Source organism: Bdellovibrio sp. SBM16 (genome assembly GCF_056175625.1).
This window is the reverse complement of the sequence record NZ_JBJKJG010000003.1, coordinates 52,849-65,083: the sequence shown is the minus strand read 5'-3', so window position 1 is coordinate 65,083 and position 12,235 is coordinate 52,849. Positions and strand designations below refer to the sequence as shown.

The window sequence follows — 12,235 nt, the reverse complement described above, 5'->3', positions numbered from 1 at the left end:
GGGTTAGAAAAGGTATTCGATACCAACCAGGTATGTCGATAACTTTTCATCCAGCGAGCGTGATGGCGGGTTTTTTGTGCCGTTGCCGGAGAACGTTGCCTGAATATTGGTAAAACTGATCGAACCTTTAATATTTACGTTGGTGGTGTACTGATAAGTACCTATAACATCAAACTGGTTAAACGATGCCGAAGGGCCACCTGAGGTAACCGGCTTTTCTGCATAGTCTTCAAAGAATAAAAATTTTGCCTGCGCACCGATTGCCACATCATTTTTTAAGGTCACCGGAAACATACCACCCACAGTTAAATCAATACCGGTTAAATCAAAAGATGTAAAAGCTGTCGGTGTCGAGTCGGATACCCGTACGCTGTGGGTGTAATAACCAAGACTTGCCATAATCTGGGGGCCCCAGAAGTTTCCGTCGATTAAATATTTATAGCCAAATGAAAGATCCATTTTATTAAGTGTATAGTTTAACGAACTCGGTGCCGAGCCTGCTAGGCCGTTATCTGCCTTAAAGCTTGCTTGCTGCAGTTGCAGTTCGGCAAAATATTCCGGAGTAATCCAGATTTCAGTAGCTAAATCAAACGTTAACGCCAGCGATTTTTCTGATTCGATGCTGGTGCCGTTGACTAAAACGGCATTGTCAGAAAAATCAGTGAAGCCGCCCATAAGTGAAATTTTTCCGTATTGTGGTGTTGGAGCCGGTAACCACTCAACCGGGTTATTTTCATTAGGTAAAATTTCGGCCAATGCCGGAGCCCCTTTAGGTGCGTACTTTACACCTTCCAGCGGTAAAACTTTTGTGCCACGTTCGATAACGCCGGTTTCTTTTTCAAAGGTAATTTCGCCGAAACTCGAATCTGATTCGACCTGCGTTAAAGACACCCGCCCGATGATTTCTTTTTCAACGCTGGTCATGAATTTTAATTTAGGGTGACGGTTGATTTTTAGAATCTGTGCCAGGGTTAAAACATCGCCGTTTTTAACGCCGGCTTTGTTACCAATATTGACGGTTACGTTGTTGCCGCTGCGGCTGGTGATGTACCCGCTGTAGGGAAGTTTTGACTTTAAAGTTGCATACATTTTTGTAAGAACGTCTTTAACTTTAGCTATCTCGAACAGTTTGGCATCTTGGTACTCTTCACGCACCAGCAGTTTACCGCCATCACGGGTGTACAGGTTCATCTGAATATTTAGTCCCTGCGGGCCTTTGATCAAAAAGCACGTAACTACTGCATCAGCCTGTGATTTTTCTAAGACTTGTAAAGTCAATTGTGCGTCTTCATCGAATTCATCAACGCGTAATTCTTTTTTGGGGGCCGAAAAATCAGCCAGGGCCCAGAAATAATCTTCTTTGATTAGCGTTTTTAAATGCTCTTCGGCTGATTTTTTATAGATATTGTTTGAGTTATCATAGACCGGCGCAACAGTAACGGCTTTGATCACCAGGGCCTGATCGGCGGCACTTGTATATTTGGTCGGAAACGGGGTTTTACTTTTTACGCTGGTCGATTGCGCAAACGCCGAAAAGCCAAAAAACAAAAAACACAAAGCTGACAGTCTGATGATGTTCATAGCTATATTGTCTAACGAAAGGGGTTCGCTCGCAAGCTTGTGGCTGTGCTTTCGGCCAGCTTTAATGAACGTAGTTTGTGTTTGATTTATCATTCTATAAACTAGAGTAAGGACAACGAGGTAACCAACATGGACGAGTTCAAATTTGTTCTTAAATGCTTATTAATTTCTTGTGTAATCGTAATCTTTTCACAGACCCGGATCTCGGGCGAAACGTTAGAGAACAAAGCTTTTATATTCTTTAAACACTCAGATACGGCCCATTGGGTGCGCGCAGCTGCTGATGGCGGCGTAAAGCTCATTCGCGAAGGTGTGGCTAAGACGCAAAATTTTATTTCAGATAAATTCGGTGATAGTGTTTCTGGCTTAAGCTCGGCCTCTTACCGCCGCAGCGAATCGGTTCCTGCCGGACAGGCCAGCGCCAACACGGGACTTTTTCGTAAGCTAGAGAAAAAAGAAAAGACCCAGCAGTTGGGGGAGACTGCTGAGTCTGATTATAATGAAGACGAAATAACTGAAGAGTAAATCTTAGTTAGCTGCTTTACCTGGCTTCATGTTGCTTGAAGTACCAGTAGATGATTTAGCTAACATCTGCGCATAAAAATTTGATTTTTTATCATCACGGGCTACAGATTTAGTAAAAATTTTGCCGCACGGTAATACGATCGGTGCATTCGATGCGGATCCTGGCGTAGATAATGCCATTGAGATCGATGTGAATAATAAGCCAGCTGCTAGTGCGATAATTGATTTTTTCATGTGAGCCTCTCTTTTTAAAGGGTTCGTTATACCAGAATACATAGCGAACCGAGTGCCAAGACTCACGACTTTAGACAATAAAAAATCCCCTGTGATTTCAGGGGATTAGCAAGTCGTCTCAGTTTGAGAAACGACTAAAGTTTTGACAGCTGTTAAGCCAGAAAAAGTAAAAGCGAGGCTATTAGTTACCGGTGCCCACAGGGTCACTTGAATTTGATGAACCCTCATTACCACCAACTCCTGTTTGTTGTCTTACACCCGGACTGGCACGGCGGGTTGATGACGACAGCAAAATTTTTCCGGCAGTTTGGCAGCCGATGCAGGTTTTGGCCTGTTGTTTTCCCGCACCTAATACGGTTACGCCGGCTTGATTTACTTCTTCAACCGGTTGGCCATCACCATTAGGCTCATCACCTGCTGCGGCAGTACGGCCTTTAGGAAAAGAATCTTCAGCCGAAGCCTGGGTAGAGTAAGCAATTACCGAGAACAAAACGATCATTAATAAAGAGATTAATTTTTTCATCGTATCGCTCCTATAAGTATAATTCTTGTGTTGCCGGAGCAATCACATCTAATAAATTGTTAAAAGTGCTGGCAACCTGTGACGCAACTGCAGGGCCGTCAGCGCTATCTACTTTGGCGATATCACCGTTAGCTTTATAAGACACTTTGATCGAACCTAAACCGGGACGAGTGACGGTCTGCGGTTTACCGAAGCGCTCTTCATAATCAATCTTCACGACTTTTTTAGCCTGGTCAGTGATTGATTGAATGCGGCCTTTCATATCATACGTCATATTGATTTTTTGACCGTCTGAGTTTTCAGCGTAAGTTAAATTACCTTTAGCATCATATTTAAATGCAGTTACACGCACGACAGTCGCTTTACCTTTTTCGTTAATAAAGCTGGTCTTAACATTGGATACACGTTTGATGACCGGATCATACGAGTATTCTAATTTGGCTGTGGCCGTTGTTTTGGTTTTTGGCAGACCGTCAGCATAGTATTCAAAATCAATGCGATCGTTATTGATTTTGATCGTTACCGGCTTACCGAAAGTATCATGGTAAGTGATATCGCGGATCGAGCCATTTACATTGGTTAATAAGCGCGAGAGAACCACCTGACCGTTCGGTAATTGTTTATGCCAGAACTCGTAGCGGTTCGTGGCCAAAGTTTGCTTGCCGCAGACTTTAGTAGCCGTAGACCAGTAGTTAAATTTCGGATTCGAGGTTGAAAATTCGTATTTGTACGACTCAACACACTTATCGCGGTCAGTGAACGATAAAACCCAGTCTTTGACGTTATCGTATTTGATAGAGATCGATGTTTTATCCGGCCAGCTGGCTTTAGTTAAGTTGTGGAATTCGTTGTACTCGTAGGTGTAAACATCAGTTTCTTTTCGGGCCCAGGCATTGCGGTTCCAGATTAAGTCTTCCTGCTGGTTGTATTTGTACTCAGTCATTAAACCGTTCGGGCCGGTAATACGTTGTACTTTTTTGTTCGGGTAGTATTTAAAAGTTAATTTACGGGCATTGTTATCCGTAATTTCCATTAATAAATCTTTTTGGTAATCAAATTTTAAAAAGTTACCGTTTTTATCATACATGTGGGTTAGGCGGCCAGCGCCGTCAAAACGTTGCATACTGCCATCTGGTAACGTTCGGGTGTAAACACCCTTGGCAAAAACAACATTTTCAACTTCTTTTGCGTTGGCACTGTATTTAGTACCTTCTTTAACCGGAACGATAATCCCGAACTGGCGGGCATATTGCGAACGCAGCTCTAAATCATCATAAAGTTGCGATTCGATGTTTTTCCAGTAATCTGCCGTGTTGCCGCTGAATTTTTTATCGGCACGCATTTTCGTGATAATCTGTTTGATAGAACCTTCAACATCTTTTTTTGTCAGTTCACGCGATGAATACACGATTTCCTGACCGTCACCACACTCAGAAATTTTAATGTTACCTTCAGGTGTTGTTTCTAATTTGGTCTCGAATTCAGAACACCAGCCAAAGCCGAACAGACCGTTATAAATCGTACGTGATTTGTAAGCGCGCAATACTCGCATATCGTAGCCTGTGCCGGGTACTTCTAAGTCAGTCCACGTGTTAGAGTAACCTGCGTTATTCATATCCACTAAAGCATAAGCTTGCTGAGATAAAGTTAAAGTCGCAAAAGTCGCAGTGACCGCAAGAAGAACGTTCCATGTCTTCATCATTAGTAACCTCGTATGTCTTGAATAGCCTTACAGTTAAGGCTCTACACTTTTATTGTAACAACTTTTTTGATTACGATTCCACCAATGATTTGCAAAGCTAGCATAACGGCGAGCATAATTATGCCCAGAGTGGTTTCGAACATAGGTTTGATAAAATTAGGGTCTAGGACAAAGAAAACGATACCCATTACAAACGGGATGCAGGAAACGATGATTCCCTGCATGATGCCTTGGGCAGTCATAGCGGAAATCTTCTTCTCTAATTTCTGGCGTTCACGGATTGTCGAGACGATGGTCTGGAAAGTCTCAGCCATATTACCGCCGGTTTCTTTTAGAATGACCACCGCAGTTACAAACATCTGCACGTCTGGTCTAGGAATACGTTCGGCTAAATCAGTTAAGGCTTCTTCGAAACTTTGGCCGAATTGTGTTTGTGTAAGAACCTGATTGAATTCGGCTTTAACAGGATTAGCCATGATTTCAACAACACGTTGCATGGTTTGCTGCGGATTCGAGCCCGATTTAACCCCGTTGGCCATAATAGTTAAGGCATCGACCATCTGGCCGACAAAGGCATTACAGCGTCGTTCGTAAAGTGTTTTATAAACGATAGGTAAAACCTGAAAACCGGCGATACCAATTGATGTTCCCAGAAACAGGCCGACCGCGGCGTTTGGCCAAACCAGCATAAAAAATAGAAAGCCGACTCCGAGACTTGAAAGCAGCTGCAGACGAATAACTTTTTTCTCGTCAACATCCATACCTAAGAGCTTCATGTGCATCATGATCTCTGATTTTTTTTGTGCTCCGCTGCGGCTGATTTTGTTAAAAATCGTATCGGCGTACATATACACCGCAAAGAATACTGAGATTCCAAACAGCGGAAAAACTAACCATTCATGTCTGAAAATACTCAAATCCATACGTTACTCCACTATCCCGCTTTTTTCGGTGGTGTAGTTGGCGTTCCTGTTCCAGTTCCCGGTTTTGCTGCCGCTGCCGCCGGAGCCGCTGCTGCGGCAGGGGTTGGCTTTGGTGATTCGTTAGAGAAGATTTCCATCGGGATGTTGCCACCCTTATCTTTGATTTCTTGTACAAACGACGGAACCGTACCTGTTGCCTGGAACTGTCCGATGATGCGACGGTTTTTATCGTAACCGGTTTCTTTAAATCTGAAAATTTCGGCTAATGTTACGACATCACCCTGCATGCCGACGACTTCGGTGATACTGATGATTTTACGCGAACCGTCTGAGAGACGCACGATCTGTACGATCAGATCAACTGCACCGGCAATCTGTTCACGGATTGCACGTACCGGTAAATCTAAACCTGACATCATAACCAGTGTCTCTAAACGGGCGATACACTCACGTGGCGAGTTGGCATGTGTCGTTGTCATTGAGCCATCGTGACCGGTGTTCATTGCTTGAAGCATATCTAAAGCGGCGCCGTCACGCGTTTCCCCCACCACAATACGGTCGGGACGCATACGTAAGGCATTCTTAATTAAATCACGGATGGTGACAGCGTTTGTACCTTCCATCGAAGGCGGGCGTGTTTCTAAACGCACCACGTGTTCCTGTTGCAGTTGCAGCTCGGCCGCATCTTCCACGGTGATCACACGCTCGTGCGCCGGAATCCACGAAGATATCATATTTAATAGCGAGGTCTTACCGGAACCGGTACCGCCGCTGATAACGACGTTGTAACCGTATTCAACCGAAATACGCATGAACTCTAACATGTTCTTAGTTGCAGAACCGAATTCGATGTATTTTTCAGGGTTGATACCGCCTTTTTTAAACTTACGAATTGTCAGGGCCGGCCCGTCTAAAGCCAGAGGCTCAATCACCGCATTAACACGCGAACCGTCTTTTAAACGCGCATCCACATAAGGAGTGGCATTGTTAATCTGACGTCCAAGCGGGGTTACGATGCGTTCAATAATACGGCGCAAGTGATCATTCGAAGTAAACTTAATTCCGCTTAACTGAACCTTACCGCCTTTTTCGATAAAGATTTTGTTGGCACCGTTGACCATGATCTCTGAGATACCAGGATCGGCTAACATATCTTCTAACGGGCCAAGGCCCAATGCTTCTTCTAGCACTTCTTTGGTTAATTTTTGACGGTCTTCACGCGAAAGATCCGGAGCTTCTTTGTCGACAATCCCCGAAATATCACGCTGGGTTTTATTGCGTAATTCTTTTTCTTTACTTTCGCCTTCGTTGGCTTCTGCTAAAATCTTTTTTAAATCAATGGTTCTGATTAATTCAGAATGCACACGCAGCTTTGTTACAATCCACGGATCCATACCCTTAGCGACTTCAGGATTTGCTGCTCCCGGAGCTGCACCCGAGGCCGCTGCCGCAGGCGCGGGCTTTGGTTTTTGCATGCTCTTAAGACGTTGTAAGGTACCACCGGATAATTTTCTGACGAAATCAAAATAAGCCGCAGAGATCGGGGCTTTCGGATTTACGACAACAAACGGTTTCGATTGTGAAATTGAAGCCATGGTCGTGTTTTCATCAGACGGAATCATCGCCATCGGCGCTAAGGCCAAGTGCTGTGCGATCATCTGAGGCTGTAAACCATTCGGTCCGACTTTATTTAAAACTAACTGAAACATTTCGCGCGGAATTGACTGGGTCATTAACTCGTTGATCATTCTTTGCGTTTGTTGCACCACCAGGATTTCCGGTGTTGAGATCAGGGCAATAGCCGTAGCATCTGCTAAAATAGTGTTTTGCATCGGGCCTAAGTCGTTACCGCAGTCGACAACGATAAATTTAAAACTGCGCGAGAAAAACTCGATCAGCTTGGATAAATTATCCGGGTTAACACTTAAAATTTCTTCCGGACCGCGAACTGCGCCTATATATGAAAAGCCTGCGGGATGCTGGGTTACGATCTGCTGAATCGGAGTAGAATTCAGTGATTGGGTCGAGGTCGCAAGTTCACGCAAAGTTTTCACTGGCTTTAAGCCGGTAATAATATTCTGGTCGCCCACAGATTTAGTGTCGCAATCAATTAACAGAACCGGAGTTCTCAGCTCGGCTGTAAGAGCCGCTGTTAAGTTGGCCGCAAATACGGATTTACCGACGCCACCTTTACCGCCGACCACAGCGATTAATGCACAGTTTGAATTTATTGCCACAAATACTCCTTTTGGGCGTTACTAATCTTTAAATCGAAATTTCTTTTTTACCTGTTCAACACCGGCACTTGCTGATGATTTGATAATTGGTGTTACGAACAAGACATAATTGTTTGAATTTTTGGTATAACTTTTTCCGTGGTTTAGCGTCACGATCGCGCCGGCACCGGTAGGCCCGCCGAACTGATTTTCACTTTTTTTAGAGATAATGCCGGCAATGGCCGCACTTTGACGGCTGCGGATTGAGACTTTGGTGTTTACATTGGTTTGCGGTAAAAATGATAAACCTATCGGTGCTGTATTCTGTGCCGTCGTAAGTACATCGATAGTCGTTTCAACTAATTCAGAACGCTCCGATTTAATGGTCGGGTTAGATAGGCTCAGAGACAGCGTAAAAGCCTGTCCGTTGGCTGACTGGCCACCGGCTGCAGTGGTTGAACCGTTATTCACACTGAATCCACGGGATAATCTGGCCGTAGGATTTTTATCCTGGGTTAATAGTGATGCGGTATCTAATAAGCGGATGTAACCGTGTGTTCTGGCCCAGTTTAATTTTGGCAGTAAGTTATCTACAATTGCCGCCAGTTCAGAAATACTTCCCGGCGCGTTGGCTTGCCCCTGGGTCTGCGCTTCACCTAAACCACGCAGTGAAGGCGAAAAGGTAAAATTGAAACTTTTTAAATAACGTTCAGCATATTCAACGACGTGAATCACAAACTGAATCATTTTAGGTGGCGGTTCAATTTTTTCTTCGGCACGGCGGACCTGGATCAGATTAATGATATAGGCACCGATGTCGGTTTGCGCCCGGCGGTCAGCCACTCCCAGATTGACTAAATGCTCCTGACCTTTTTCAGTAACGATATCCGGTAAGTATAAAAGCACGACATCGTTGATGCGGTTTTTTTCTTCTGCTGAATTAACGAAGCCTTCAAGCTTGATAAAGTCACCGATCGAAGAAACGGTAATCTCGGGGTTATTAATATCGCGGGCGATGTATTCAACGATTTTTCTTTTTGCCAACGGGCTTAAGGTGACTAAGCTTGAGATATTGGCCATCTGGCCTTCTTTAAACTGACCGATAACCTGACCGATACGCTTTAAATCTTTTGGCAAGAGCACAAAGCCATCCAGAAGAATGCGGTTGTTCACGATTTTATATTCGATGCCTTCGATGTCGGCTAGCAGCGCCTGAATTTCTCGTAATGTTTTTTCGATCGTCTGGTCGCGTATATCGACACGAAGTTCTACTAAAATCTGCCCGGTTTTTTTGTTGTGAATTGTGACAATCCCGTTACCAACCTTGGTAGGCAAAATACGAAAAGTATCAGTGCCTTTAATACGTTGCATTTCGACCAGGTCTACGCCGCCACCTTTGTATGAGAGTGGAATTTCCGGAATTAAAATTTCTTCGTCATGTTTCATGCCCGCGATCAGATTTAAGTGCCGGCGGATACGGCGTTTATTGGGTTCTGCCCCTAATAATTTAACATTGGTGCCGCCACCTTCTTGAACTTCTTCATAGACCGGTTTTTCTTCGGGTACGGGCGCAGAGGATTGTGCATTTGCAAATTCAAATGCGAAAAATAAAATAAAAAGTAAACGTAAACCTACGCTTCGTTCAATCATCCTCTAATTGCCTGGAGGACGACCTCCAGCTCCATTAGTTAAGTTTGGCTGAAATGGCTGAGAAAAGCCACTGGACTGTCCCATTGTCTGGTTAGTGTATTTTTGCTGAATCGATTCCGCGGTAGAGGACGGAAGTCTAGGTACACTTTTACGGTCATGTGGATTGCGCAGTAAGAAAAATAAGCTGCTCGGGCTTGTCGACACCAGATAAATTAGATCCTGCGCTACTGCAGAATCGACTTCGATCGTGATACTTCCGTATTTAGTATCGCCGGTTAACGTTGTCTGAATAAGACCACGTCCAGATGGATCTTTTTCGATCGTGCGTGGAATACTGTTATTTAAATTTACGCCGGTCGCCAGAATAATTACGTCTTGGATCAACAACAAAGACTCACGCTTTTGCGCAGCACCTTTACCGGTTTCAACCACGGCATACATATCGACACGGTCACCCGGACGGATTAAACCTGCATTGGCGCGGGTCGGATCTACCGGAATAGTTACAGCACGTTTTGTCGGCGAAACCTGAATTGCCATACCGGTATCAGGGCCTGGCTCTAAGACTTTATTCTTAGTTAACGTTTGCCCTTTTTTAATCGGGATGGCGGCCACTGTACCGACAACATCAGGAATATCTGTAAATGAATCTGGCTCAACATCACTTTTATATTTTTCGACAACCTCTAAAACGTTGTCATAGATGGTATCTAAATCACGGATATCTTCTTTGGCCACCACCACGCGGACTTTGGCACCAAGCTGTTTATCAACTTCAGCTTTTTTCTCTTGGGAATAAGTGTATAACATAAAGGTCGCAAAAATACCTGCACCTAAAGAGATCCACAAATTCTTTGATTCATTTGGTCCCATGATTCCCCCGAATAGAGTTACACTACTTATTCACAATCGGCATTTAAACAGATTCCATAAACGGTCTTGATCCATATTTCTGGAATTTTTGGACTGTCCTTGACTGGCTCAAAGTCCGAATTGACACTCCAGACACCGTCATTATCTTTATCTGCATACTTATGGCTGGCTCCTTCGCCGGGCATGATAATGTTTGAAGAAAAGGTCACCGCACGGTAAGTAGCCGGCCAAATGTCGTTTTGCTCGAGTGCTGTATTACCATCCTGAATTGTGCCATGGACGCGGTTTTTGGCTTTTTTATAATGAATACTGGCCTCAGCACCGGGACGGAAATACATTAAATCCGTACGAAAGCGAAAGGTTTCTAAAGCGTAATTATAAGATGCGATAGAATTTAAGATTCCTGAATGGATGGCTCCAAAAAAACCGAGAGAAAAATTAAATAAAACAATAATCGTAAATAAAACCGGAATCGATTCGATTAAGGCCATACCTCGTTCTGACTTTTTAAAGGTGCGCATTTTTTTACTCATGTTAGCACCCGTTGTCTTCCATAGGTCTGTAATCAGTTTCACCGGCAGCAGGGAAATTTCCCCAACGTGTTAGCTGTGTCGATGATTCATTTTCGGCTTCCATTTGTTTTATGCCTTTTTCAAAGCGGGCAGAAAAAAATTTGCGGCATTCATCGTAAGACGGGTGTCGAAAGATAATCGCGCGCACCGGAAAGTTTAAATCATCCGGTGATTCAGTAATTTTACCCAAGAAAGGCACATTTACATTTTTTAATAAAACCAGATCGATACTTGACTGTACGCCGATCCACGGATGACGTGGTTCACCGGCCGAAGAGGCGGCATTGTTCGGGTCGATCGCGCTGTCTTTTTGTTTGATGAGAATCGAAAGATCGCCGACGAGAAAATTACTAGATTCATTAACGGTTGGCATTTTAAACCAGGGCGCATCAGATCCGTTACCGGTCAGTAACGGAAACGCCGCGGTTAGATTTGTGTATTTGGTTTCTCCTGCTGTTCTAGAATCCACCGCTGTTAGATTAGCTACAGAATGGGCCCGCGCCGCAGACCAAACGATATACTGGGCGATTTCAATAGTTGTAAGAGCAAAGGTGAGTGCAAAAATAAGAATGCCCGAGCCAATAACCATCGTGAAAGCAAAAAGAAATTCTGCTGTCATGAAACCTGAATTATTTTTTGGTAGCTGGCTGAACTTTTTCATGGGCTTACTCGGGTTTTGAGCTTAGTGCCCGGCTAATAGAGTTAGGATGACACTGCGAAAGATTTTGTTTTTTCTTGTTCGCGCCTAATCCTTCACAAGATTCGCGAAAAGTGCCAAAGCCAGTCATATTGCGCAGGCTTAGTACTGGTTTTTGAAATAATTTAGTAAGCATTTTTTCTTTTTTAACGATACCGGTAACAAACATGAACGTACCGATAAGAACGGCTAGCAGTAATACGGCCTCGATAGCAAATTGTCCCCGTTGATTACGAAAACCAGAGAATTCACTCTTTTTTTGCCCACGGCACGTTTTCATTGTCGCCTCCGCCAGGATACGGTTTAAAGCCACTGCCTGTCGCAATTTGCGTTTCTACGCGCGCACCTAGTTTAACGCTTCCGTTATAGAAGCCTTTCTTGGGAGCATTTAGTAAAGCGGGCATTAAAACTAAGCCCGCTAATGCTAAGAGTACGACATACTCAATAGTCATATCACTACGGCGACATCGCGTCTTTAGTTACGTTACCGATATTATCACCTAGAGTGTCTGTTGTAGATCTTAATTTAGATTTGATCGCTGGTCCGAAAACCATGACGATACCAACAACAACCGCAACTAGTAAGATATACTCGGTCGCACCTTGACCACGGTTATTTTTTAACATGTTTTTTCTTAAACGATTTCTTAACTTAGCTAACATTGCTGTCCCCCTATAAAACTATACAGGGAATTTATCGACTTAATTTAAGAAAAACTTGAATAGATTATAGTCCAGA

14 protein-coding genes are annotated in these 12,235 nt (G+C 43.9%); 1 reads left to right on the top strand and 13 read right to left on the bottom strand.

The features are described 5' to 3' along the window. Positions 1-3: 3 nt before the first annotated feature. Complete coding sequence (locus AC04MM_RS04420) at positions 4-1,581, bottom strand: hypothetical protein (protein WP_475379115.1); 1,578 nt, start codon at positions 1,579-1,581, stop codon at positions 4-6. Positions 1,582-1,710: 129 nt separating this feature from the next. Here AC04MM_RS04420 and AC04MM_RS04415 point away from each other — a divergent pair, with 129 nt between their 5' ends. Continuing rightward, complete coding sequence (locus tag AC04MM_RS04415; RefSeq protein ID WP_475379114.1) at positions 1,711-2,106, top strand: hypothetical protein; 396 nt, start codon at positions 1,711-1,713, stop codon at positions 2,104-2,106. Between the two features lie 3 nt (positions 2,107-2,109). Here the strand turns inward: AC04MM_RS04415 and AC04MM_RS04410 are convergent, their stop codons facing one another. From AC04MM_RS04410 to AC04MM_RS04355, 12 genes are all read right to left on the bottom strand, one after another. Next, complete coding sequence (locus AC04MM_RS04410; RefSeq protein WP_475379113.1) at positions 2,110-2,340, bottom strand: hypothetical protein; 231 nt, start codon at positions 2,338-2,340, stop codon at positions 2,110-2,112. Between the two features lie 181 nt (positions 2,341-2,521). Then, positions 2,522-2,863: a hypothetical protein gene (locus AC04MM_RS04405; RefSeq protein WP_475379112.1), complete on the bottom strand. Its 342-nt coding sequence runs from the start codon at positions 2,861-2,863 to the stop codon at positions 2,522-2,524. Positions 2,864-2,873: 10 nt separating this feature from the next. Further along, positions 2,874-4,565 (bottom strand): DUF6531 domain-containing protein, encoded by a 1,692-nt coding sequence (locus AC04MM_RS04400; protein ID WP_475379111.1) that lies wholly within the window; start codon positions 4,563-4,565, stop codon positions 2,874-2,876. Between the two features lie 41 nt (positions 4,566-4,606). Beyond that, the gene (locus tag AC04MM_RS04395; RefSeq protein WP_475379110.1) at positions 4,607-5,488 is read right to left on the bottom strand and encodes a type II secretion system F family protein; all 882 of its coding nucleotides are present in this window, start codon (positions 5,486-5,488) and stop codon (positions 4,607-4,609) included. An 11-nt stretch (positions 5,489-5,499) separates the two neighbouring features. Continuing rightward, positions 5,500-7,725: an ATPase, T2SS/T4P/T4SS family gene (locus AC04MM_RS04390; protein ID WP_475379109.1), complete on the bottom strand. Its 2,226-nt coding sequence runs from the start codon at positions 7,723-7,725 to the stop codon at positions 5,500-5,502. Positions 7,726-7,746: 21 nt separating this feature from the next. Further along, entirely contained in the window at positions 7,747-9,354 is a 1,608-nt protein-coding gene (locus tag AC04MM_RS04385; RefSeq protein WP_475379108.1) for a BON domain-containing protein, read from the bottom strand. 3 nt (positions 9,355-9,357) lie between these two features. Next, positions 9,358-10,227 (bottom strand): Flp pilus assembly protein CpaB, encoded by an 870-nt coding sequence (gene cpaB, locus AC04MM_RS04380; protein WP_475379107.1) that lies wholly within the window; start codon positions 10,225-10,227, stop codon positions 9,358-9,360. Between the two features lie 26 nt (positions 10,228-10,253). Continuing rightward, on the bottom strand, positions 10,254-10,760 hold the full coding sequence (locus tag AC04MM_RS04375; protein ID WP_475379106.1) for a hypothetical protein: 507 nt from the start codon (positions 10,758-10,760) through the stop codon (positions 10,254-10,256). A gap of 1 nt (position 10,761) precedes the next feature. After that, the gene (locus AC04MM_RS04370) at positions 10,762-11,460 is read right to left on the bottom strand and encodes a hypothetical protein (protein ID WP_475379105.1); all 699 of its coding nucleotides are present in this window, start codon (positions 11,458-11,460) and stop codon (positions 10,762-10,764) included. Positions 11,461-11,464: 4 nt separating this feature from the next. After that, positions 11,465-11,776, bottom strand: a complete 312-nt coding sequence (locus AC04MM_RS04365) for a TadE/TadG family type IV pilus assembly protein (protein ID WP_475379104.1) — start codon at positions 11,774-11,776, stop codon at positions 11,465-11,467. After that, positions 11,745-11,948, bottom strand: a complete 204-nt coding sequence (locus tag AC04MM_RS04360) for a hypothetical protein (RefSeq protein ID WP_475379103.1) — start codon at positions 11,946-11,948, stop codon at positions 11,745-11,747. The genes AC04MM_RS04365 and AC04MM_RS04360 overlap by 32 nt, the downstream gene beginning before the upstream one ends. A 4-nt stretch (positions 11,949-11,952) precedes the next feature. Continuing rightward, the gene (locus tag AC04MM_RS04355) at positions 11,953-12,159 is read right to left on the bottom strand and encodes a class III signal peptide-containing protein (protein WP_475379102.1); all 207 of its coding nucleotides are present in this window, start codon (positions 12,157-12,159) and stop codon (positions 11,953-11,955) included. Positions 12,160-12,235 lie beyond the last annotated feature (76 nt).